At 36.8% G+C, this 25,790-nt stretch carries 17 protein-coding genes; 2 read left to right on the top strand and 15 right to left on the bottom strand.

Annotation, left to right across the window (positions count from 1 at the left end):
* Window positions 1-9: 9 nt before the first annotated feature.
* From prmA to KYG33_RS20120, 7 genes are all read right to left on the bottom strand, one after another.
* Window positions 10-837, bottom strand: a complete 828-nt coding sequence (prmA, locus tag KYG33_RS20150) for a 50S ribosomal protein L11 methyltransferase (protein ID WP_219072304.1) — start codon at window positions 835-837, stop codon at window positions 10-12.
* Window positions 838-1,141: 304 nt separating this feature from the next.
* Entirely contained in the window at window positions 1,142-1,855 is a 714-nt protein-coding gene (locus tag KYG33_RS20145) for a 3-ketoacyl-ACP reductase (RefSeq protein ID WP_077415804.1), read from the bottom strand.
* A gap of 195 nt (window positions 1,856-2,050) precedes the next feature.
* Window positions 2,051-3,613 (bottom strand): calcineurin-like phosphoesterase C-terminal domain-containing protein, encoded by a 1,563-nt coding sequence (locus KYG33_RS20140; protein WP_219073275.1) that lies wholly within the window; start codon window positions 3,611-3,613, stop codon window positions 2,051-2,053.
* Between the two features lie 67 nt (window positions 3,614-3,680).
* Entirely contained in the window at window positions 3,681-5,129 is a 1,449-nt protein-coding gene (locus KYG33_RS20135; RefSeq protein ID WP_219072303.1) for a SusD/RagB family nutrient-binding outer membrane lipoprotein, read from the bottom strand.
* Window positions 5,130-5,140: 11 nt separating this feature from the next.
* Window positions 5,141-8,104, bottom strand: a complete 2,964-nt coding sequence (locus tag KYG33_RS20130) for a SusC/RagA family TonB-linked outer membrane protein (protein ID WP_219072302.1) — start codon at window positions 8,102-8,104, stop codon at window positions 5,141-5,143.
* Window positions 8,105-8,571: 467 nt separating this feature from the next.
* A complete protein-coding gene (locus tag KYG33_RS20125; RefSeq protein WP_077415810.1) occupies window positions 8,572-9,318 on the bottom strand; it encodes a glycerophosphodiester phosphodiesterase family protein in 747 nt (248 codons plus the stop codon).
* A gap of 156 nt (window positions 9,319-9,474) precedes the next feature.
* The gene (locus tag KYG33_RS20120) at window positions 9,475-12,558 is read right to left on the bottom strand and encodes a TonB-dependent receptor (protein WP_180565280.1); all 3,084 of its coding nucleotides are present in this window, start codon (window positions 12,556-12,558) and stop codon (window positions 9,475-9,477) included.
* A gap of 323 nt (window positions 12,559-12,881) precedes the next feature.
* On the opposite strand from KYG33_RS20120, the gene ligA reads away from it, so the two are divergent.
* Both ligA and KYG33_RS20110 read left to right on the top strand, forming a co-directional pair.
* Window positions 12,882-14,888, top strand: a complete 2,007-nt coding sequence (ligA, locus tag KYG33_RS20115) for an NAD-dependent DNA ligase LigA (protein WP_219072301.1) — start codon at window positions 12,882-12,884, stop codon at window positions 14,886-14,888.
* Between the two features lie 99 nt (window positions 14,889-14,987).
* On the top strand, window positions 14,988-17,486 hold the full coding sequence (locus KYG33_RS20110; protein WP_219072300.1) for a T9SS type A sorting domain-containing protein: 2,499 nt from the start codon (window positions 14,988-14,990) through the stop codon (window positions 17,484-17,486).
* A gap of 136 nt (window positions 17,487-17,622) precedes the next feature.
* On the opposite strand, the gene KYG33_RS20105 is transcribed toward KYG33_RS20110, so the two are convergent.
* The 8 genes from KYG33_RS20105 to kdpB form a co-directional block, all read right to left on the bottom strand.
* Window positions 17,623-17,859 carry a hypothetical protein gene (locus tag KYG33_RS20105; protein WP_077415818.1) on the bottom strand — a complete coding sequence of 79 codons (237 nt, stop codon included), beginning with the start codon at window positions 17,857-17,859 and terminating at the stop codon, window positions 17,623-17,625.
* A gap of 110 nt (window positions 17,860-17,969) precedes the next feature.
* Window positions 17,970-18,422, bottom strand: coding sequence for a hypothetical protein (locus KYG33_RS20100; RefSeq protein ID WP_077415820.1), 453 nt, complete (start codon window positions 18,420-18,422; stop codon window positions 17,970-17,972).
* 42 nt (window positions 18,423-18,464) lie between these two features.
* Window positions 18,465-18,968: a hypothetical protein gene (locus tag KYG33_RS20095; RefSeq protein WP_219072299.1), complete on the bottom strand. Its 504-nt coding sequence runs from the start codon at window positions 18,966-18,968 to the stop codon at window positions 18,465-18,467.
* 48 nt (window positions 18,969-19,016) lie between these two features.
* Window positions 19,017-20,732: an ATP-binding protein gene (locus tag KYG33_RS20090; RefSeq protein WP_077415824.1), complete on the bottom strand. Its 1,716-nt coding sequence runs from the start codon at window positions 20,730-20,732 to the stop codon at window positions 19,017-19,019.
* A 5-nt stretch (window positions 20,733-20,737) separates the two neighbouring features.
* A complete protein-coding gene (locus KYG33_RS20085; RefSeq protein WP_047383121.1) occupies window positions 20,738-21,847 on the bottom strand; it encodes a histidine kinase in 1,110 nt (369 codons plus the stop codon).
* A 57-nt stretch (window positions 21,848-21,904) separates the two neighbouring features.
* The gene (locus KYG33_RS20080) at window positions 21,905-22,990 is read right to left on the bottom strand and encodes a porin (protein WP_257468847.1); all 1,086 of its coding nucleotides are present in this window, start codon (window positions 22,988-22,990) and stop codon (window positions 21,905-21,907) included.
* Window positions 22,991-23,057: 67 nt separating this feature from the next.
* Window positions 23,058-23,615, bottom strand: coding sequence for a potassium-transporting ATPase subunit KdpC (gene kdpC, locus KYG33_RS20075; RefSeq protein ID WP_077415826.1), 558 nt, complete (start codon window positions 23,613-23,615; stop codon window positions 23,058-23,060).
* 10 nt (window positions 23,616-23,625) lie between these two features.
* Window positions 23,626-25,665, bottom strand: a complete 2,040-nt coding sequence (gene kdpB, locus KYG33_RS20070) for a potassium-transporting ATPase subunit KdpB (protein ID WP_219072298.1) — start codon at window positions 25,663-25,665, stop codon at window positions 23,626-23,628.
* Window positions 25,666-25,790 lie beyond the last annotated feature (125 nt).

Raw genomic sequence — 25,790 nt, 5'->3', positions numbered from 1 at the left:
TTTTGTGTGTTATTTTTCAAGCAGAAGACTTACCCATTCTTCACGCTGTAGCTGTTTTTTCAGTTCCAGTCCGCTTTCTTTACATACTTCAAGAATATCATCTACGTCAAAGAAACACAGTCCTGAAAGTAATAGTTTTCCACCGTCATTCAATACTGAAACATAAGTCGGGATATCTGAAATAAGGATATTTCTGTTGATATTGGCTAAAATAACATCAAAATTTTCTTTTCCTAAATTTTCAGCAGTTCCTTGTTCAATATCTAATTCAACACTGTTTCTTACTGCATTTTCTTTTGAGTTTTCTACCGACCATTCATCAATATCGATCGCTTTTGTATCTCCTGCTCCCTGCTGTTTCGCATAGATTGCCAGTACAGAAGTTCCACATCCCATATCCAATACCTTTTTACCATGGAAGTCAATATCCATCATTTGCTGGATCATCAGGTGGGTGGTAGGGTGATGTCCTGTTCCGAAAGACATTTTAGGCTGAATGATAATTTCATGCATTCCAGATACCGATTCATGGAATTCGGCTCTGATCAATACTTTATCATCAATATTGATTGGAGAGAAATTCTTTTCCCATTCTTCATTCCAGTTGATATTAGGCATTTCTTCGAAAGAATATTCGATTTTTACGTTTTCATTTTCAAAAATCGAAAGTGCTTTCAACTGCTCTTCCTGAAACAATTCTGTCTGGATATATCCTAAAATTCCGTCAATTTCTTCTGTAAAGCTGTCAAAACCTATTTCTATAAGTTCCGCCATTAAAATTTCATTCCAAGGCTGCAATGGAGAAATTTTGAAATTGAATTCTAAATAATTTTGCATGTGACTAATTTGCTGCAAAAATACTAATGTTATTACGGTTAAAAAAATGATAGCGTAATTTTTGGCTGAAACCGGGGATTTTTATGCTTTTTATCCCGCAGATGATACAGATTTTTTGAATTGCAGGGAAATTGTAAGTTTTGGCTAAGGCATAAAATGGAAACGTAAAAAGAGAAAGCGGGCTCCCTTCGTCTACGCTCAGGATAATAGCCCGCTCCTATTGATTTTTATTATTCAAGGTAGACTAACAATTCTCTGCTGATAACATTAAACTCTAAACCTTGAACTTTAAATTTTTAACCTCTTATGGATTCGTAGAGAAAATTGATCCGTTTGCAATCAGTGCTCTTCTGTTCATTTTAAGAATATCTCTTACCCATTCTGCGAAGTCTTCCGGCTGTAATACTTTATCAGGATTTCCGTCTGTAAGACCTCCCTGGATGCTCATATCTGAAGCGATGGTACTTGGAGTCAAAGTGATTACACGGATGTTTTGTTTTCTCCATTCTGCCATCATAGATTGTGATAAAGATACTACTGCAGCCTTTGAAGCGGCGTATGCAGACATATTCGGACCTCCTTTCAGACCTGCTGTAGAAGCTACATTTACGATATCACCTTCTCCTTTAGCTTTCATAAACGGATGAGCTGCTTTCGCTGCGTAATATACTCCAAACAGATTGGTTTTAATCACCTGCTCCCATGTTTCAGAAGGCATTTCTTCAATACTTCCGAAGTCTCCGATCCCTGCATTGTTGATTAGGATATCAATACCACCCAATTGTTCTGCTAAAGATTCAATTCCAGCTTTTACCTGAATTTCATTGTCTACAGAAAAAACTGCGTATGCTGAGTTTACGCCCAGTTTTTTGATTTCTTCAACCGTCATTTTTAGGTTTTCCTCATTTCTTCCTGTAATGGCAACGTTTACTCCTTCATTGGCCAAAGCAAGTGCTACAGCTTTCCCCAATCCTCTTCCACCACCTGTTACGATGGCATTTTTTCCGTTTATATTCATAGTAATAATACTTTTCTTTATACAAAGTTACGAAAGAACATTTTTATGAAATGGTTAAAACACAGATTTAATAGTTTTTTAATGGTTGGGAAGGGCAATTGAAACTTATATCTTCTTAAACCACAAAAATAGAAGCCGATCTGTTGGATCGGCTTCAAAATCTAAAAAAAAGGTATAGTAAAAAAAAATAAAAACTTAAGGAATCTGAATTGAATTCTGAACTTCAAATTCTTCTGAAGCTGTGAATTCGTTTCCATACATATCAACAGCCTTCACCTCAACTTTATGTTTTCCTAATGATAATTTTTTAGGAAAGTCTGCTTCCCAGATGTGCTTTGACATTTCAGGATTGGAAGGTCTTCTTCCCGGAAGAATTTTCTCCGTAGAATCCCATTTGAAAACAGAAAGTGCAAAATTCGGGTCTATGGTTTCATCATATTCCATTTCTTCCCATTTTCCATTATCTATTCTGTATTCTACTTTGTCTTTCTTGCTTCCTATAAAGAAATTAGCCAACACTTTTGCAGAAGTTCTTGAGGAAGGAATCACTTTTGGGATATATAACTTAATTTGATAGTCTTCCGGTTTTCCGGCTGTTCTGTATTTAACTTTATATTGATTGTCTGTAAAACTGATGAATGAATATCCTTTTGCTGTTCCGTCTCTCATGGTAGAAGTAGGAAGGCCGGCATCATCCGGTGTTCCTGAATACCAATCACCGCAAGTAGTTCCTACGTTATATTCATGCAATTCCTTGATTCCATTCCAGCCTGCTTTTTTCCCATAGAAAATCTGCTGTTGGATGTGCGTATGTGCTGATAGAAGCAATACATTCTGGAAAGGATTTAAGAAATCAAATAGTTTCTGACGGTCCGCATTTCTGAAGCTGTCTTCATTGCTATGTTCCAACGGAATATGGAAAGAAATGACAATCAGTTTACTTTTATCAACCAGTTTCAGATCGTTTTCAATGAACTGAAGCTGATCTTCACGGAATCCTCCCCAATATCCTTTTCCATCTCTCGGATCCGGATAAAGAATATCATCCAGAATGATGAAATGTACATTACCATAGTTGAAAGAGTAATTGGCCGGACCAAAATTCGACTCAAATGTTTCATCAGAAAGACGGTCTTCTTTCGCATCATAATTCATGTCATGATTTCCCATTACATTATACCAAGGAAGTCCGACTTCTTTCATAACGTCTGCATAAGGTTTCTGAAGACTTAAATTATCTCCTACCAAATCTCCAAGACTGATTCCCAACACTGCATTTTTCTTAGTGTTCTTCACTTCATTTACAATTCCTCTTTTGAAGTAATCCAGTTCTTTTTCTGTGTAAGGCTGTGGATCTCCAAAAACAAGGATATCAAAGTTCTTATTTTCGTTTTGTTTATAAAGTGGGAAGTTCAGTTCTTTGGGAAGATCTCCTGTAGCAGCTACTCCTTTGTATTTGAAATCTGCAGGAGAACCTTTTGGTTTATGATGGTAATAAAACTGAGGTAAGTTGTTCGCATTTAAAGCAGTCTGATACCCTGAAGGTTTGATCACAAAAATAGTCTGATCTTCCTGAACCGGCAGGCTGTATCGTCCGTTTTTATCCGTAAGAACTACCTGAACTCCGTTAGAAACGGCTACGCCTTCAATTCCTTTTTCGCGGTTTTCTTTCTTTTGATTTTTGTTACTGTCTTCGTATACATATCCGGAAACAGAAGTTTGTGAGAATGCCATTGCTGAAACCAGGATGCAAGGCATTAAAAATTTTATATTGATACTCATTATCTTTTTAATTTTTAAATTATTTTAATCTCTAAATCTCAAATTATTTATTCCACCACATTTTTACGTTGATATTGTCACCTCCCATAGATTGTACGGCTACGTTATAATTATCCGTATTCATCACTTTTGTGGTGGTAGGGTACATAAATCTTACAGGCATCTGCCCTCCGTTCTGAAGTCCTCCGTTGTTAGGAAGTACCGGCAGTTTTGTACGTCTGTATTCGTACCATTGCTGATGGTCTACAAAAAACAGGGAAATATATTTCTGAAGCATTAGCTTTTGTAAAGAACCGTCGTAAGCTACGTTTGCATTACTGAAGTAATTGGCTGGAACTGTTGCTCCCCACTGTTCAATAATAGATTTTACTCCGGTTTCATAATAGGTCTGCTGATTTCCTGCAATAATTCCTTTGTTAACCAATTCTGCCAGAATAAACTGAACCTCAGAATAGGTCATGATTAATATTTTTAAAGGTGCTTTCGCCAGATTCTGATTAAGGTTAGAAGGCTGGTAGTTGAAAGCTGTTCCTAAAGCATATCCTGACGGAGCTCCTTTATATCCAAGATCTTCCCCGGTAGTTGCTTTCGCTTTCGTAAAAAACATACTCAGCCTTGGATCATTATTATCTTTCATAGCATTTACAAAAAACTCACCTGCTGATCTGTAAGCTGTAAAATCCTGAGGGCGGGCAATTGGCGGCAAATATGGAGATACTCCTGAAAGTGGCAGCACTGCACTATCCGTATTATTTTGAAAAACAGGATATTGTGCAGGATTATTGATAATCTCCTGAATTCTTTCATGCACATTTACTTCACCGTTTCTGCTTAAAATTCTCGTTAATAATCTCAATGAAAGAGAATTACAGAATTTCTTCCATCCTAAGATACCGGTCTGGCTGTTGGTATTGGCATTGTAAAACAAATCTGTTTCTGCTAATGCCTGGTTTGTGTTGAATAGTGAATTTGCTGTTTTCAGATCATTTAAGAGTTGAATGTAGATGTCCTTCTGCTTATCATATTTCGGTCTTAAAATATTTTCTTCAATCTTCACTGCTTCAGATAAAGGTACATCACCGAAAGCATCAGTGAGGTTGGAAGCAATCCATGCATTCAGGACCATTGATATGGCCAGATAATTATTATTCTGTTCTTTCTCAGCATATTTCCTAAGATCACTTACCTGCTTAAGCCATTTATAAGAGGTATTCCAGTATCCGTTACCACTTTTTTCGTCCATATAATATCTGCTGTAGGTATTTCCTTCATTCGGAAAGTCTAAAGCAATCTGCATGATATCAAAAGTGAAATCATCTGCTCTGTTATAGCCATAGCTTCCCATTTCATACTGGATGGGAGCAAGAAGACTTCCCACAGAAGGATCTTTTATTTTGCTGGTATCTGTATTGATTTCTTCAAATGTTCTGTCGCAGGACTGAAGCATAAAAACAGAAACAGCCAATGTCAGATTTATGATTATTTTTTTCATTTTTAACGATTTTAGAATTTAAGATTTAACTGAAACCCAACTGTTCTTGCAGTTGGAAGCTGCCCCATCTCTACTCCCGGAGTAATGGTTGCATTATCCAGCGTAGCGACTTCAGGGTCAAACAATGGGAACTTCGTCCACATCCACAGATTTTTTCCGAAAATAGCAAGAGTAAGATCATCCAGACCCAGAGATTTTATGGTCTCTTTCGGGAATGAATAGGCAATTCTTGCATCTCTCAGCTTAATAAAATCTGTGCTGAAACTGTTGGTTTCCACATTGGCTCTTCTATAGTAATCTCCATAATAAGAAGATACCAGTACTCCTTTTATATTCGGGCTGAAAGATCCGTCAGGATTCTGAACAACACCGTCTCCTACAATCATTCCACCAGGATTATCTCTTCCCGGAAGAGTAGATTTCAGTTTACCCTGTTCGGACATTTTATGATGCGACTGAGAATAAGCAATTCCACCATACTGACCGTCAAACGAGAAGCTGATCGTAAAGTTTTTGATCTTGAAATCATTCTGAAGACCGGCTCTCCATTTCGGGAATGCATTTCCTACTTTTTCAATATCTGCAGGTCTTCCCGGAAGTCCGTTGTCTCCGTAAATTACTTTTCCGTCCGGAGTTCTTAATAATTTAAATCCATACATGTCTCCAAGAGAACCACCCACTTCCATTTTATAGAAGACAACATCTCCTACGTTGGACACGATTCCGTCAAATCCTTCAGGTAAAGTCATCACCCTGTTTTCGTTGGTAGACCAGTTCCCGCCTACTTTCCATGAGAAGCTTTCACCTTTCACAGCTAAGATATCAGCTGAAAGTTCAAGTCCTCTGTTTCTGATTTTCCCTGCATTGATCACTCTTTTAGAATATCCGCTTTCGGAAGGCAGCGAAACAGGAATAATCTGGTTTTCACTCATGTTTTGATAAGCCGTAAGATTAAGATTCAACCTGTTTTTGAAAAGGCTGAAATCCATACCCGCTTCAATATTGGTATTTTTTTCAGGTTTAAGAGAAGGGTTATTGAAAGTAGTAGGCGCCACCACACTTCCGGTAATATTACTTGCTGTATAGTAATTATCCAAAAGGTAAGGATCACTGTCTATCCCTACTTTCGCCCATGAAGCTCTTAGCTTCCATAAGTTCAGGTTATTACTTTTCAGGTTAAAAATATCTGATAGAATGAAACTGGTACTCACTGAAGGATAAAAGAAGGATCTGTTTTGCTTCGGAAGTGTAGAACTCCAGTCATTTCTTCCGGTAACGTCCACAAATATTTTATTGTCATATCCCAGCGTTAGTAATCCATAAACACTGTCTACATGTTTGTCTCTTGGTGCCGGATATTTAACCGGAATAGAAAGCGCATTGGTAAGGCTGTATTCGCCGGCTGTTTTCAATCCTATTGCCTGATAATCTGTCATCAGGTATTCATTATAACGGATACTTCCTCCTGCAGAGGCAGAAATACTGAATTTATTCCAATCTGCTTTGTAAGAGAATAAAAGGTCGTTGTTATATTCCTGATTTTTGATAAACTGTTCTCTATAGAACCCTTTCAGGTAATTTGCAGAACTCCATGGTCTTTTGGTTGTTCTTTTTTCATTCAGAATTTCAATACCTGACCTCAGCATTACACTGAAATTCTTATTAAACTGATAATCTGCCGTAATGTTTCCTGTAATGGTCTTTTTTCTGACCCCATTCAACATTTCGTAAGCGATCATATATGGATTGTCAATAAATGAGCTGAAAGGATGGATTTGGTCAACCTGTTCCTGACCCGGTTTCCAGATGGGCTTATACCATTCCAGATCCACATTGGGATTTTGGAAAATCATGAAATAGGAAATCGACTGGTTGTTGTATCCCGTCGCAGGAAGGTTGTCACTGGAAGTAGTATTATAAGCAAATTTTGTAGAGATTTTTAATTTTTGGGTAAGCTGATGGGCAAAAGACAGGGCAAAATTGAATCTGTCAAAGCCTGTATTCGGCATCATCCACTCGTTATTAAGATAGGTAAGTGAAGATCTGAAACTTGTTTTGTCATTTGAGCTTTCTACTGAAATGCTGTTTGAGTAGGTAGAACCTGTTTGCCAGAAACCTTTAATGTTATTTTCATAAGGTCTCCACAATTGTCTTTCCTTACTTTGTCCCAGTACATTGGGATCATATTGAAAATAATACTGTTCGGCGAATTTAGGTCCGAAAGCACTACTTGTACCTCCTGTACTTGGTCCGTCTGCGGAAAGGCCATAAGAATAGTAAAAATTTCCTGCTGTATTGGTTGCCAGAGTTCCCTGTCCGTATTCATACTGCCAGTCCGGCCATTTCAATACGGAATCAAAGCTTGAGGAAGAATTGAAGGTTACTCTCAGTTTTCCGTTTTTCGTTTTTCCGGATTTTGTAGTGATCATTAAGGCTCCGTTGGCGGCACGGGATCCGTATAATGCGGCTGCAGAAGCTCCTTTTAATACCGTTACAGATTCAATATCATCCGGATTGATGCTGTTTAATCCGTTTCCGAGATCAATAGGAACATCTCCTCCGGAACCTGCTCCGTATGCTGCAGTACCAGAACCTGTGGTAGAATTCCCCAATGGAACGCCATCCACTACAATAAGAGCATAGTTATGATCCATCATAATGGATTTCTCTCCTCTCAAAGTAATTCTGGAAGTTCCAAGCGGCCCTGCTCCTGCAGTCTGAATTTTAAGACCTGCCACTTTCCCTTCCATAGATTGTGCCCAGTTGTTATTTTGGGTTTCTTCAAATGTTTTGGCATCTACTTTCTCGGCAACATACCCCAAAGCTCTGTCATGTCTCTTGATTCCCAAAGCAGTTACTACTACTTCATCAAGTCCTTTAACTGTGTCTTTTTTAGCTTTCTGCTGAGCTGCCAGATTAACACTGACGAATCCCAACAGTGACAAAACTAACAGTTTTTGTGTCTCTTTACGCATTTCCTTTTTGTTTGCGCAAAATTAAAACGACATTATAAGGATGACCTTAACACAGTTTTAACGTTTCTTAAAAAAACATTAAACCATATATTAATTCAGCCTTAATAACATTACATAAGAATCTAATTAATAAACACTTAAGTAATTAAGTTTTTTTAATACCAGTTTACAAGCCTATTTACGTATCTTTATTGTCTTTCCTTGAGATAATACCACACAAAATACATATTTATTTGATTTACAATACAATAAATCAAATTTAATCATACTGTTTTTTATTTACCCCTTAAAAAAGAACAGTCTGTCTCTTTATAAGGGACAGACTGTTTAAATTGTTGATTACTGGCGAATGGTTGAGAAGGTTTTGTAAACCACCCCTTCAAAAATTCTTTGAATTTTCACCACCCCTCCGGAAGAGGGGAATATTTTGCCCTTCATTTGTACTATTTGTGAAGGATTTTCAATTACTATTTATTCTTTAACTGATCAGGAATATTGGTTGTTACAAACCCGATTCCTTGTTTTTTCAACTCATCGTATACAGCAACATCATTTACTGTCCATGAATTGGTAATTAATCCTAATGCCTTTGCTTCAACAATCCAGGTAGGGTTTTTCTGGAAAACACTATAGTGATAATCCATACCATCCAATCCTTCTTTTTTGATCTGTTCAGGAGACAGCTCACCGTTCAGGTATTGTACTTTAAAAGAAGGTGCCAGCTTTTTGATCTCTTTACAGATATTAAGGCTGAAAGAAATAAACTCACTCTGAGATTCCAGCTTCATATCCCTGATCATCTTGATTGTTTTCTGTGTGATCTCATTTTCAATTTCCGGAGTCTTGGCTGGTTTGATCTCAACGATCAGCTTCAGAGCTTTATCTTTTTTTCCCTGTTTCAAATAATCTTTTAACGTAGGAAACTTTTCTCCATTGGATAATTTCAATGCTTCCAATTCTTTGAACGTAGCTTCTGAAATTTCCATCTTACCATGATGTTCATCGTGATTGATCACCAATACACCATCTTTTGTCATTCTTACATCAAATTCAGACCCATAAATTTTTAATTTCTGAGCATTTTCCAATGATTGAAGCGAGTTCTCCGTTGTAGAAGGCTGTGTCTGGAAATATCCTCTATGGGCAATGATCTGGGTTTGTGCTTTCATCATAACTGTACTTAAAACTGCTAACCCTAAGATAAAATTTTTCATAATATAATTTAGATAATTTAAAAAAGTCCTGAAACTTTCTGATAAAGGTAGGTATTAAAATATGGAAACCACAAAGACATAAAAGATTTTAAACTAATAGTAAGAAGAGTCATTTATATTTCTTTTATGTCTTCAGTGGTTAAAAAAGATAATTGTTTAGAAGGAATACTTCGCACCAATCTGGATCTGATATGGATTTCCGGACATAGGAACCAAACCACCTCCACTTACGTTTTTGGCATACTCATACTGCATGGTATCCTTATTAAACCTGGTTACTTTATACAAAGATGTGTTTGTGTATGAATTGTTGACTCCCCATTCTTTGTTAAGTAGGTTCGCCACATTGAAGATATCTACAGAAAGTTCAAAAGCTCCTACTTTATCAAGTTTTATTTTCTTCGCTACACGAACATCCCAAACTCCATAGAAACCATTCTTACCTCCGTTACGTTCTGCAATTTTACCATTATACTCGTTGATATAATCTTTCAGAGCCTGTCCTACCTGCGGATCATCCAAAATAGATTTGGTAAGATTCGGGAAAATAAAAGCAAGGTCATTGGAATCTACGAAGTCACCATTGATATTTCCTCCTGTTGTAGCAGAAAAACGGGTACCTCCAATTCCTGAATATCTGATTCCTAATGTAAATCCGGCAATGGTAGGAGAGTTACCATAGATCACCACTTTATTACGAAACTGGTTGTCAGAATAAGTCATTCTTAAGTCTCTCGGATCACTCTGAATCATCGTAGATAATGTTGCAGAGTTCGCTACATTTCCGTTGTAAGAAGTATTGTCTTTGATATCAGACCATGTATAACTTGCCGTGATTTCTCCATCTTTCCAGTAACGGTAACTCGTATCTATTACGAAGGAGAACTGGTTTACTTTACCATCACTTGCCAATTCCAATACTCTTCCAAAGTTGTTATTGATTCTTCCTTGTTTCCAGTCGAAACTTACACTGTTATTGGCATTATTGGTAATAGCACCTGTAGGAATGAATACACCTCTTCCTCCCTCATTAGCTAATGTAAAGAACGGATTCGCCACCATGTTTCTGTCATAGTAATAGTAATTATTTCTACCTAATGCCATATATCCTGCAATTCCGGCTCTGAATCTTTCATTGAAGAAATGGGTATAAGAGATATTCGCTTTATAAACGATTGGAATTTTTGCATCTTTACCGGTATAGTTGATGGTTGGAATCTGCTTCTGAGAAAGTGAAGGCACCGAATTGTAATCGTTTCTATAACTGTTGAAATCCGGGAACGGAACATCTTTACCCGTTACATCCACTGTAGCCAAATGTTTCCCATCAAATACAAGATTGTTGATGATCATGTAATTGTTGATATCCGAAGAGAAAATTCCGGCACCGAATTTAAGGAAGTCTTTATTTCCTTCATTGATATTCCAGTCAAACTGAAACCTCGGCTGGATCACAAATGATTTGATCTGATTATCAGTTCTGATTCCCATTTCATCAAACAGTTTCTGATTGAATTCCGCTTTCGGGTAACCTCCGTAATCTAATCTTAAACCGGCCATTAAATCAAGACCTTTTGCCACTTTCGTCTGAAACTGCCCATAGACACCAAGATTCCAGATATTTGATCTTACAGACGGATCCTCCATCAAAGGAACTTCTCTGTAGAATCTGTAAGGAGTCATTGCATCAAAGTTACCCATTCCCTGGAAATGGAATCTTCCGTTCACTTCACTTCCGTACACAGATTTTGCGGTTGTATACATCAAATCGGCTCCGAAAGTATATTTTACTTTATCTGTATTGTAGTATAAGTTGTCAACAATCTGGAATACATTATTTCTAAAGCTTTCCTGTGCAAAACGGTGCCCTCCAATCTGAATATTGGTAGATCCGGCACTTGAAGCTACACCCTCAACAATCGCTCTAGGAACAGGTTTCCCTAGCTGATTGTTTTGATAACTGTCCTGAAAAGTATAAAGATACTGCGCCTTTAATTCATTGGTTAAATTAGGCCGCAGGTTTGATCTTAAGGTTAACAATAAACTGTTATCAAGGTTTTTGTCGTTTCCGTAAGATTCAAAGAAATTGATATTGGTATTATCACCCAAACCATTTTTATTAAGGTCGTAGGTGAAGTTATTTCTCAGGGTCAATAAGTGCTTCTCATTAATCTGCCAGTCTAAACGTACAAATCCTGCATCCGAGTTTCTTACTTTGTCAAAACTTCCAAACTGAGGACCGCTTCCCACTCCATATTTTGCTCTTGCAATATCTACAAACTGATTAAGAGTCTGCGTTGTTGTATTGAATCTCTTCTCATCATCCGGAGATTTGATATCGGCAATTATCAAAGGTCTTGAATCCAGCTGATGATCCCAGGCTACGAAGAAATGTAATTTATTTTTAATGATCGGTCCACCCAATGAAAAACCGAACTGAGAAGTAGAGAAATCGTTATCTCTTTTATTTCCCCTGATGTCATATGGGCTGGAAAGCCAGTTGGTTCTTAAATATTCCCAGGCACTTCCTGAAAATTTATTGGTTCCTGATTTTGTAACGGCACTTACCGTTCCTCCTCCACTTCTTCCCAATGTCACATCATATTGATTGGTTGTAATTTTGAATTCACGCACCGCTTCAATGGAGATGGAGAATGGCGCACCGCTTCGGCTGGTAGTAGCTCCTGCAGAAGTAGGGTTTTTCGCCGTCATCCCATCAATGGTAAAATTGGTGGAAGATCCTAGCTGTCCGGAAAGGTTTCCGCCTTTTCCGCTCAATGGTGACAGTTCAGCAAGGTTGGTAAAGTTTCTTCCGTTCACCGGAAGCATACTGATATTTTTAGCAGAAATTGCTGTAGCAGCTCCAAGGTTTCCGATCTTGTTTTTAAGGTTTCCGGTAATTTTTACTTCTTCAATTTGTTTCTCGTTACCAAGATCCATATTTACGGTAACCTGATCTCCGAAGTTCACATTGTAGCCTTCTTTTTTATCATCATTTACAATAACTGTATAAGGGCCCCCAAGAGGAATTTCCTTAAAAATATACTCCCCTTTTGAGTTTGTTTCCGTTTCCGTTTTGAATCCTGTAGACTCATTCACGATCGTTACTTTCACTTTTTCCTGAGCCGTACTTCCCGGTCCGGTAACTTTCCCTACAATAGAAGCCTGCGTGGTCTGTGCATACGCCATTGTCCCAAGCCCTAAAAACAATAATCCCAGTACAATCTTTACTTTTTTCATTTCTTCCGAAGATCTTTATGATTAATTTTTTGATGTTCGCCAGGAAACCTCTTTGATTTTCATGTTAATAGATCACGTTGAGGTTTCTTTCAATCAGATGTGCAAAGGTATTTTGACTTTAATGGCAGGGTGTTTAAGAAAGCTTTAACATTTTTTTAATTAAATCAGAACGTTATGTTAAATTACTTTAAACAAATGTTTTATTTCCTACAAAACCAATCTGTTAAGGCATATTACGTATTTTTAATTTTCCTGTACTATTTAATTCTGTTATTTTTTAAATGCAATTACTTTAGTTATTTTTGCTCAAAAGATAGAAACCAATGTCTGAAAACATTCAACAAAAGATAGAACAGCTCCGCAAAGAGCTTCACCAGCATAACGACAACTATTATCAACTGGATACTCCTACCATTACGGATTTTGAATTCGACATGCTTCTGCAGGAACTTCAGGATCTGGAGGCCAAGTACCCGGAATTTTATGATGAGAACTCGCCTACGGTACGTGTAGGGGGTGGTGTTACCAAAGTCTTCCCTACCATTCAGCATAAATTCAGAATGTATTCTCTGGACAATTCTTATGATTTTGACGACCTGGAAGACTGGGAAAAAAGAATCATCAAAACCATTGAAGATCCGGTAGAGTTTGTTGCTGAACTAAAGTATGACGGTGCATCCATTTCTATTCTTTATGAAAACGGAAAACTGTCACAGGCTGTTACCCGTGGAGATGGTTTTCAGGGAGACGAAATCACTCCGAATGTACGTACCATTTCAGACATTCCTCTGACTTTAAAAGGTGATTTTCCGGGTCAGTTTTTTATGCGCGGAGAAATTTATCTGACCAGAAAAAACTTTGATAAAATTAATAAGCTTCGTGAGGAAGAAGGTCTTGATCCTTTCATGAATCCCAGAAATACAGCCAGCGGAAGTTTGAAAATGCAGGATAGCGCTGAGGTAAGAAAGCGCGGACTTTCTTCTGTACTGTACCAGTTCATTTCTGATGAAGTTCCTGCAGAAACACATTGGGAACTCCTTCAGAAAGCACAGAGCTGGGGCTTCAAAACTTCTCAGCAGGCAAAATTATGTAAAACCATGGCTGAGGTACAGGAGTTTATCACATTCTGGGATACAGAGCGTCATAATCTGCCTTTTGAAATTGATGGTATTGTTTTAAAGGTTAATTCATTACAGCAGCAGAGACAGCTTGGTTATACTGCCAAATCTCCCCGCTGGGCAATGGCTTATAAATTTAAAGCTGAAAAGGTAGAAACAGAGCTTCAAAGTGTATCTTATCAGGTGGGAAGAACGGGTGCCATTACGCCTGTTGCTAATCTTAAACCTGTTTTACTGGCCGGAACTATCGTTAAGAGAGCTTCTCTGCATAATGAGGATATCATCAAGAAACTGGATCTTCATGAACATGATTTCGTCTATGTAGAAAAAGGAGGGGAAATTATTCCAAAAATTGTAGGCGTAAACACGGATAAAAGAACAGAAGAAAGCAAAGAAATAGAATACATCAAACATTGCCCTGAATGTGGAACTGAACTGGTAAAAATTGAAGATCAGGCCATTCATTTCTGTCCAAACGAACTTCACTGCCCTCCACAGGTAGTGGGAAGAATGATTCATTATGTTTCCAGAAAAGCCTTGAATATTGATAATCTGGGAAGTGAAACTATTGAACAGCTTTACAGGGAAAAGCTAATTGAGAATCCTGCAGACTTTTATGTTTTGACGAAAGAGCAGCTTCTTCCATTGGAAAGAATGGCTGAGAAATCTGCTCAGAATATCATTTCAGGAATTGAGAAATCTAAAGAAATTCCTTTTGAGAAAGTACTGTACGGAATCGGGATCAAGCATGTGGGAGAAACGGTTGCCAAGAAACTGGTCAAAAACTTCCCAACGATTGAAGAATTGAAAAATGCTACTGTTGAAGAGCTTTGCCAGGTAGAAGATATCGGGGCCAAGATTGCGGTAAGTATAGTAGATTTCTTCCAAAACTCTGAAAACGTATTGATGATTGAACGTTTAAAATCTTATGGGGTGCAGCTTGAAAAGGGAGAAAGCACCAATGAAGTACTATCCAACGTTCTGGAAGGAAAAACATTCCTATTCACCGGGAAATTATCATTATTTACCAGAGAATCTGCTGAGGAAATGGTAGAAAAACATGGCGGAAAAAATATTTCTGCGGTATCAAAGAACCTCAACTATCTTGTAGTAGGTGAAAAGGCAGGAAGCAAGCTGAAAAAAGCGCAGGATATTGGAACAATTACTATTCTGGACGAACAGCAGTTTCTGGACCTGATTGAAAAGCAATAATTTTTCAAGAAAAATATTTATTACATAAACCATTGAGATTCAATTTCAATGGTTTACTTTTGTTTTTTAATCATAACAATAACTCCAAACTAATAATACATGAAAAAAATCTACTTCATCATTTCTATGATGATTTTTGCAGTGTTTCAGGCACAGATTGTGAATATTCCTGATGCAGCTTTTAAGAACTTTTTGCTAACAGCTAATTACAGCAATGGCTATGCAAAAGATCAATATGGAATCAGTATTCCCGTTGACACTAATAATGATGGCATCATACAGCAAAGCGAAGCTAATAATGTTGTAAAGCTGTCTGATCTTTATTATGGAAACAGAGCCAATATTCAATCCCTCGAAGGTATTAAAAGCTTTACTAATTTAACAGATCTATATCTCTATGGGACTTCTGTTTCTACTGTTGACGTAAGTACTATGACTAACCTCATCGCTTTAGCAATAAACTATAATTCACAATTAACTTCTCTAAATATTGCAGGGTGTACATCTTTAGCAACAATGTCTTCCGAGCATAATAATATTACGAGTTACAACCTGCAAAGCAATTCATTGAAAAGTCTTCTTATTAACAATCTAAATTCTACTCAGCCTATCAATGCTATTAATCTTAGTCTTTGTCCTAATTTGAAATCTTTGGAGATCAATAAGACTAATATTCAATCTTTAGATTTTAGTAATATGAGTGCTTTGGAATGGCTTCAAATAAGAAACAGCTCTTCAACCAATAATATTAATCTGACAGGTTGTACAAATCTGAATAATCTGGGAATTTATAATTGTAATTCTTTAACATCACTTCAATTACATAATTTACAAAATTTAGACACTGTTTATTTTTCACAAAGTCCGATATCAACATTATCTTTCAATAATACAACAAATATAGAATCTCTTGGTTTACAATCTACAGGTTTAACAGCTATAGATCTTTCAATTTTTCCAGCTTTAAGACAGTTTAGTTCTCTAAACAATAATCTTACAACATTGGATTTAAGTATGAATCCTTTACTGGAAAATATCACGATCTACGACAATCCACTTCTAAAAAACATGAATCTGAAAAGCGGAGGAACTGTATTGAATGTTGCATCCTGGTTTCATATTAATAATAACAATCCTAATCTTAAATATATTTGCTGTGATGATGATGATTTCACAGCGATTAGTAATTATCTAACTTCTTATTCACTCAACAATATCAATTTGAATTCCTACTGTTCATTCACACCGGGCGGTACTTACTATAAAGTTATCGGTAATACAAAGTATGATATTAACAACAATGGCTGTGACCCCAATGATGTTAACAAATCGTTTCAAAAATTTTCGATTACAAGTGGATCTGCCTCAGGAAGTATGATCGCTGATTCGTCAGGGAATTATTCTATTCCTTTACAGGCGGGTACTCATACGATTACCCCTATTTCAGAAAATCCAGCCTATTGGACAATATCTCCGAGTACTTTGACCGTTAACTTTCCCACACAAACAAGTCCGCTAACCCAAAATTTCTGTTTAGCTCCTAACGGAACTCACCATGATCTTGAAATCCTTATAATTCCTACTACACCTGCTATTCCAGGATTTAATACAAAATATAAAATTGTTTACAAAAATAAAGGAACGGTTGCCCAATCAGGAAATATTGCTTTCAATTTCAATGATAACCTGATGAATTTCCTGAATGCAACAGTTTCTCCCGATATACAGTCTACAGGAATGTTAACCTGGAATTTCACCAATCTTCTTCCTCTGGAAACCAGAGAAATCACTGTAAAATTGAAATTAAATACACCAACACAGGCTCCACCGTTAAACAGCGGGGACATTCTGCATTACATGGCACAAATCAACGGAGCTACTGATGAAACACCTGCTGACAATAAGTTTATGTTGAACCAATCGGCTGTGAATTCTTTTGATCCGAATGATAAGACCTGTCTTGAAGGAACTACTATTACGCAAACCCAGGTGGGAGATTATGTACATTACCTGATCAGATTTGAAAATACAGGAACCGCAAATGCACAGAATATTGTTGTAAAAGATGTTATTGATACTTCTAAATTTGATATATCAAGTTTAGTTGCATTGAACGGAAGTCACAATTTTGTAACAAGAATTACCAATCCAAATACGGTAGAATTCATCTTTGAAAATATCCAACTACCTTTTGATGATGCGAATAATGACGGATATATTTCGTTCAAAATCAAAACAAAATCTACCTTAAATCTTGGAGACAGCTTCAGTAATACAGCGAGAATCTATTTTGATTACAACCACCCTATTGTAACCAATACTTACACAACAAGCGTTCAAAATGTATTGGCAACAGCAGAAATTGATAAGGAAAACCAGAGTATTTCTGTTTATCCTAATCCTGCAAAAGATGTTTTAAATATCAGATCCAAGCAGGAAATTATCAAAGCTGAAATCTATGATGCGACTGGAAGAATTATCAGATCAACAAATGTAACTGAAAATTTAATTTCTGTTTCAGAACTTTCCAAAGGAAATTATATTCTAAAAGCTTTCACAAAGGACAAAGTACTTGTACAAAAGTTTATTAAAGATTAAGCTTATAAAAATTTCATATAAAAAGGCTGTGATCAATTTCACAGCCTTTTTTATTATCGTAAAGTTGAGCTTTTAGATTTTATCTCATAGCGTTCAAGGATATCTTTTCTTTCTTGATGGGTTTTAACAGTCCAGATTATTTTTCTTTTAGCCATTCTTCAATATCCTGGTTGGCTTCGTCTTCAGTAAGGTATGCTTTATTCTTATATTCTTTTCTTCCTTCAGCAACTCTTTCTTTTTGCTCATCATTAAGAATATATTCATTCTGGTCCAATTCAAAATCAAGAATTTTTTGAATTTCTTCAATAATTCTGGCTTCCTTTAATTGGGTGATCCTGTTGATCAAATTAATTTTTAAATCTGACGTATTCATCTTGTGCGATTTAAATTCAAATTTAGAAATTTTATTTAAAACTATTTACTCAAATCATAAAATCTACAGTCTTTGCATCATATTACTTCAGCTTATATGTGCAATCCTATTTACTTGAAAACAATAATAGTATATGGAGAACTTTCTCCAGGCTTTGGCAGAATCAGCCTGATATGTTCCTTATTCCTGTAGTAGTCTCTGTATGGTTCTTTAGTAATAATCTTTCCTTTCCCGGTTTCTTTATATCCGGCTGCCAATATCAGTTTAAGGTAATGATCATATTCTTTCTTTTCTTTAAACTCAAATTCAATTCTATCTTCTGATTTTTCTTCAGTATATTCAAACTTTCCGATTTTTGAGGTATAGTCTGGGGCTTCGTATTCAGTTAAAAGAAAACCTAAACCTTCAGTTCTGTCATAAAACTTGAACTTTTGCTGTTTCATTTCCTTTTTAAACTCATCCATTGTCAGTTTGTTGAAGCCGTTAAGTTGTTCTAATGAAAATGTCTGAGCAGAGATCTGAATACTTAGTAAAATCAATAAAAGTCCTAATGTTTTTCTCATTTCTGTTTTTATCGTAAATATTAAATATAAAGAATAGGATTATCAGTTTTCTAATCTCCAGTTATGAAGCACAAGCGTAATAATAACGTCATTCCATAATTCAAAGCTCATCAACTTAGGTTTTACTGGAAGAATTGAGGTTTCAACCCATTGGCTTTTTCCTACAGTATACATCATTGCATCATATAAGAGATTTTTATCAAAGGGATTACTTACCTGAAGCATCATACCTTTATGTTTTTTATCTTCATCATCTTGCGAAAATTCTATTTCTATGGTCTTTGACGGGTTTATATTCTCCTTAACTACCTTCATTAATTCCAATTTTCCGTTTTTAACCTCTGCTTCTATAAATAAATGTTCACCAGGGTATATTTGTAAAGTATTTTCCTTAACAAAATAAGGAGATTTTTTAACTTCCTGCTGATAATACTTCACAGAATCAACCGCAAGTTTTAAAGTAAAATTTTCACGAAATTCTTGCTGACCAAAACAAAAGTTAGCGATTATAAATCCAAAAAAGAAAGCAATAGTTTTGATATTCACAGTTATAAGTTCTTTAAATTCTATGACACTAAAATATAACATTAATCGTTATGAAACCGGCAGTCTGAAGTAAAATGTACTCCCGTTGTTCAGAGAACTCTTCACTCCTATTTCTCCATGCTGTTTTTCAATGAAATTCTTGGAGATTGCTAATCCCAGCCCTGTTCCGTTCTGATGTTCTCCGGGAACCTGAAAATAACGGTCAAAGATCTGACGGTGATATTTTTCATCAATTCCGCTTCCGGTATCAACAATACTGAACTGAATAAATGAGTTCTGTTTTTCTACTACAATCTGAATATTTTCATCCTGAAAAGAGTGTTTCACAGCATTGGTAAGAAAGTTATTCATCACCCAGACTGTTTTATCAAAATCGGCAGTTACCGCATCGCTTTCTTCTAAAAGATATTCTGTACTAATGGTGATATTTTTCTGTTCGGCAAGCTTTTCAACATTCTTTACAGCAGTCTGTACAATTTCTTTAGGAGAACATTTTTCCACGGTCAGTCTGATATTTCCCGATTCTACCTGAGAAAGATTAAGCAATTCTCCTGTGATATCCAGTAAACGCTGCCCATCTTCATTGATGCTTTTCAATAATTCCTGCTGCTGCTCATTCAGTTCCCCAAACTTTTGATTTCCAAGGAGCTGAACGCCCATTTTAATAGCAGAAATCGGAGTTTTCAATTCATGGGAAATCGTTGCAATGAAATTGGTTTTAGCAAAATCCAGTTCTTTAAAAGGGGTAATATTTCTCAGCAAAATTACCTTTCCGATATATTTTTTCTCCTTTTCACCTGTTTTTACAATATTGATGGGAACAATATCCTGTTCAAAATAGTTTTCTTTATTATCACGGACAATCTTAATCGGGTCTTTTACCGGATGGTCAATATTTTTCAGCAGTTCGCGCATCAGATCGTTGTTGATGGCTACTTCATGAGCCGTTTTACCAATGATTTCTTCTTTATGGAGATTGGTGATCTTCAATGCTTCATCATTGATCATGTAGATAAAATGATTCTCATCCAGGCCAATCACCGCATCATGCATATTGTTCACCAGTGTTTCGATCCGTTTTTTATCCATCAATTGCTTGGAAAGTGTACTGCTTTCGTACTCCTGAAGTTTCTCCGCCATCGTATTGAATGAATCTGCCAGACTGCTGAACTCTTCACTTCCTTTGAAATGCACCCTCTCATTATAGTTTTTATCAGCAATCTGTTTGATACTGAAGGTTAACTGATTGATTGGCTCTGCAATAGTTTGTGGTAAATTGAAAAGCAGAATAAAAGCAATCAGGAAGCACACTGTTCCTAAACTTACGATCCAGAACGTGGCATTTTCTGCTGTAATGATGGCGATATCACTCTTCCGTTCTATGCCTTTCATATTCAAAGACATAATCTTCGCCAGATCCTCGCGGATTAGTTTTTCTTTATGGATGTCCGGTGCTTTCAGATAGCTGCTGAAATGCATATTGAGGTTCTGGGTAGCTTCTTTTTCTCCAAATTCTGTAAGATTCTTTTCCTGTAATTTATTATTTTTCCTAAAATCTGCTATTGCAACGGTACTGTCTGTACTGATATTATCCAGGGCCAGAAGCATATTCTTGGAAAATTCCAGACTGTTGTAATTGGCGGTAAGAATCTTTTCAGTATCAGATTTTAATTTATTGATGTATACAGAACCTATCACTGAAAGCAGAACGATCAGCAGAAATAAAAGGCCAACGCCTAAGGTAAGTTTCGTTTTAAGTTTCATTATTTTTATGATAAAATAATAATATCTATCTGTCTTTCATTCAGCCTGTTCATAAGGGTATAGATCCAGCTGTAGCCCAGCATTCGCTGCCAGAAACTGGCATGAGGTTTACCAATGCAGACCGTTGTGATATTATGGGCAATCACATATTCCAGGATTCCGTTATGAACACTGCTTTCTTTGATCCGGACTACTTTGGCGCCTAATTCCTGTGCTAAATTAAAATTATTAATTAAATACCGCTGCTTATCGAGTGCAATTTTTTCCGGATTTTCAGAAGGTTTCTGAACGTACAAAACAGTCCATGGACTGTTATAGTAACTGGCTAATCTCGCTGTTTTCCGGATAATTGTTTTGGCAATTTTCTCGTTGCTGCTGATACAGGCAAGGAATTTTATGGGTTTAAAATTTTCAGTTTTGATTTCTGTTTCTACCTTCCTTTCCACATGGGTAGCCACTTCTTTTAAAGCCAGCTCACGAAGCTGGAGAATATGCCCACTTTGGAAAAAATTGCTCAGAGCGGTCTGAATTTTTTCCTTTTTATAGATTTTTCCTTCCTTTAAACGGGTCAGCAGTTCATCAGCTGTAAGGTCAATGTTCACCACTTCATCTGCCAATGCCAGAATTTTATCGGGAACACGTTCTGCCACTTCTACTCCTGTGATTTTCTTTACTTCTTCATTCAGGCTTTCGATATGCTGGATATTCATGGCACTAATAACGTTGATCCCATTATCAAGGATTTCCAGGACATCCTGCCATCTTTTTTTATTTTTAGATCCTTCTACATTGGTATGGGCCAGCTCGTCTACCAAAACGACTTCAGGATGTTCATTAATGATAGCCTGAAGATCCATTTCTTCAAGATTTTTTCCTTTATAAAAAACCGATTTTCTTTCAATTTCAGGAAGTCCTTCTACCAGTGCCACGGTTTCTTCCCGACCATGGGTTTCTATATAACCAACCTTTACATCAATGCCATTTCGCAAAAGAGAATGCGCTTCCTGAAGCATACGGAAAGTCTTTCCTACACCTGCACTCATCCCGATATAAATTTTGAATTTTCCTTTACGGGATTTCTGGATAAGTTCTAAAAAATCTTTTGCTGATGACATTGATTTTATTCTTTTTAATTTTATTTTAAACACGTTCAACTGTGGTTAAACTGATCACTAAAACCAGGCTGCAAGACTTGTTGTGATGAAGAAATTTCCTTTTCTAAATTCATCATTTTTTGCAAAAATGGCATCTTTAGCAGTAAAACCTCTTGCCTCTGTACGGAAAACCACATTTTTAAAGATTGCATAATCTACATTGAGAGAATATCCGAAAGTCTGAAATCCATTGGGAGTTTCTGTACTGATAATCACACCGTTTTTATCATTGTAATATTCTAATCTTCCTGCCAGTGCCCATTTGTTGTCTAATTGATATTTCATTAATACATTGGGGCTGTACCAGATATTATACTGCTCGCTTCCTTTTGACTTCTGCTCTGCTCCGATATCAAATCCTAATACCGCTGAAAACTGATCTGTCAGCTGAAAGCTTCCATACAAATCATGGAAATAGCGCATTCTTTTATCATCCTTTGCTTTATCATTCCCGATGAACGAGCTGCTGTTCAGGGTAATTTTATCATTGGGTTTATAGGTCACCTGATGTCCGAAAGAAATACTCTGATTTCCTTCAGGCCTGGCAATTCTCTGCCAGCCATTCAAGACCAATCCGCTTAAAAACCATTTCCCATTATCTGAGGTATAAGAAATTTTGGCACCCGTTTCAAAATAAGGAGAATTTTCTGCTGCAAAACTTCTGGTCAGATTAATATTATCCTTTCCTATGGCACTTTCCCAGCCGATATGAGACGGCATGATCCCTGCATCAATCCACAGGTTTTTATTTTTAGAAATTTTGATTCCGATATTCGCTTCATTTACATAGCGCAGAGCATCTTGTTCAGCTGCCATATTATCCTGGGCATAAGTTCCGGCCATTAAAGCTACATTGGCACGGAGATTTTCACTCTGATAGTTGGCTTTAACTAATCCCAGGTTAAGATTCATTTCATTATGTCTGTTATATGAGTATAAAAAGTTTTGACGCATATGATTGCCCGGCTCATTAAAATCATAGGTATAAAAGAGTTCTGCATAAGCGGAAAATGTCACTTTATTCCCTGTTTTCAATGAATCTGATGATTGGGCTTTTGAGAAAAACATTCCCAATATGGCACCTATAGCTAAATATTTTTTCACTTTTATTAAGGTATGTTAATCATGTCAGGGTTTAAATCCTTGACATGATTATCGGTTATTAAATTTATTATTTTAACTGATCCAAAGCAATATTAAGCTTCAGAACATTGACTTTTGATGGTCCGAAAAGTCCTAAAAAGGGCTTTTCAGTTTGGTTATTGATTAAATTTTTGATCTGTTCTTCAGAAAGGCTTCTCACTTTTGCGATTCTCTTTGCCTGGTACAAAGCTCCTTCTTCAGAAATATCAGGATCCAGACCGCTACCACTTGCCGTAACAAGTTCTACAGGAACTTTAGTATTTCCCATTTCAGGGTTCTTCATTTTTAAAGTATCTATTCTTTTTTGTACAGTTTCCAGATATTCTTCATTGCTTGGCCCTTTGTTGCTGCCACCACTTCCTGCTGCATTATAATTGACAGAAGAAGGACGCCCATGAAAGTATTTTTCAGATTTGAATTCCTGTCCGATATTGGCATAAAATTTCTGCCCTTTATTATAAACAATTTCTCCGTTTCCTTTATTGGGAAGTATTTTAGAACCTCCGTATACAATTGCCAGATAAATACCTGTAACCACCAGCATTACAAGAGTTAATCTGAATGCTGAAACAATATGATTTTTCATTTTTAAAATTTTAATAAAATAAACTGATTACCAGATCAATCATTTTGATCCCAATGAACGGAACTATGACTCCACCCAGACCGTAGATCAAAAGGTTTCTTCTCAATAAGGCACTTGCACCAATTGGCTTATAAGCCACCCCTTTTAACGCCAGCGGGATCAGAAATGGAATGATCACTGCATTGAAAATAACCGCTGATAATATGGCTGTTTCAGGGCTGTGAAGATTCATAATATTCAGCTTCTGAAGCGAAGGAATAAAAGTGATAAAGAGCGCAGGAATAATGGCAAAATATTTTGCAACGTCGTTTGCAATACTGAAAGTTGTCAATGTTCCTCTTGTCATCAGCAGCTGCTTCCCGATTTCCACAATTTCGATCAGCTTTGTTGGGTCATTATCGAGATCTACCATGTTTCCGGCTTCTTTTGCCGCCTGTGTTCCGCTGTTCATTGCTACTCCTACATCTGCCTGAGCCAGCGCCGGAGCATCGTTTGTACCGTCACCCATCATGGCTACCAGCTTCCCTTCCTGCTGTTCCTTTTTGATGTAATTCATCTTATCTTCAGGCTTGGCTTCAGCAATAAAGTCGTCTACTCCAGCTTTTTCTGCAATAAATTTTGCTGTTAAAGGATTATCTCCGGTTACCATTACCGTTTTTACTCCCATTTTTCTCAGTCTCTGGAAACGCTCCTGAATTCCTGTTTTGATGATATCCTGAAGTTCAATTACACCCCATACTTTTTCATTAACGGCTACCACCAGAGGAGTTCCTCCATTTTCAGAAATTTTGGTCACCGCATCCTGGGTTTCTTTTGGGAAGATATTCCCGGCTTTTTCAGTCAGTTTTTTTATGGTATCATAAGCTCCTTTACGGATTCTTGTTTCGTCAAAATCGATCCCTGAAGTTCTAGTTTCTGCTGTAAAATCAATATAAGTAGGATTAGGAACCAATAAATCTTCAGGTTTCAAAGCACTTAATTCAATGATTGATTTTCCTTCCGGTGTTTCATCAGCTACAGAACTTAGTGCAGAAGCTTTAATAAATTCTTCAAGCTGAATTCCGTTTGCAAGATGAAACTGGGTTGCTTTACGGTTTCCGATAGTAATTGTTCCTGTTTTATCCAGCAGCAGAACATCAATATCTCCCGCTGTTTCTACAGCTTTACCACTTTTGGTAATCACATTCGCTCTCAATGCTCTGTCCATCCCTGCAATCCCAATTGCAGAAAGCAGACCTCCAATTGTTGTCGGAATAAGACAAACGAAAAGAGATATAAATGCCGCAATGGTAATCGGAGTCTGCGCGTAATCTGCAAAAGGCTTTAAAGTAAGGGTAACAATAATAAATGTAAGGGTAAATCCTGCCAAAAGTATAGTTAATGCGATTTCGTTAGGTGTTTTCTGTCTTGATGCTCCTTCTACAAGAGCAATCATTTTATCAAGGAAGGATTCTCCCGGTTTTGTTGTTACTTTTACTTTAATTCTGTCTGAAAGAACTTTTGTGCCTCCTGTTACAGAGCTTTTATCTCCTCCTGATTCACGGATTACAGGCGCACTTTCCCCGGTAATGGCAGACTCATCAATGGTTGCAAGACCTTCAATAATCTCACCATCCATCGGAATCTGATCTCCGGCTTCACAAAGGAAAATATCACCTAAAGTCATTTCAGCAGACATTTTCAACACTGTTTCTACCTGAAACCCGGGTTTATTATCAACCACTAATTTGGCTGGAGTTTCTTCTCTTGTCTTTCTGAGAGTATCAGCCTGCGCTTTTCCTCTTGCTTCTGCTATAGCTTCTGCAAAATTCGCAAACAGAACGGTGAAAAATAAAATAATAAATACTAAAAAATTGTAGGAAAAACTTCCCTGGCTTTTATCACCAGTAAGACTGAACATGCTCACAATGAACATGACAACTGTTCCGACTTCCACCAGGAACATTACTGGATTTTTAAACATAATTTTCGGATTCAGCTTTACGAAGGACTGCTTGATCGCTTCATTTACCAAATCTCTCTGAAACAATGTTTGTGACTGATTTTTCATTTTTTGAAAGAGTTTATATCATTGTAAATCAATAATCACCATTAAGGTCTGCCAAATAATAAGGATAGATATGGATAATATTAAGTGAACGTTTCAGTAAGTGTCAGACTAGCTTCCTCAAACTT

The organism is Chryseobacterium sp. D764 (genome assembly GCF_019317325.1).
Lineage (GTDB): Bacteria > Bacteroidota > Bacteroidia > Flavobacteriales > Weeksellaceae > Chryseobacterium.
This window is presented reverse-complemented; position numbering and strand designations above follow the sequence as displayed.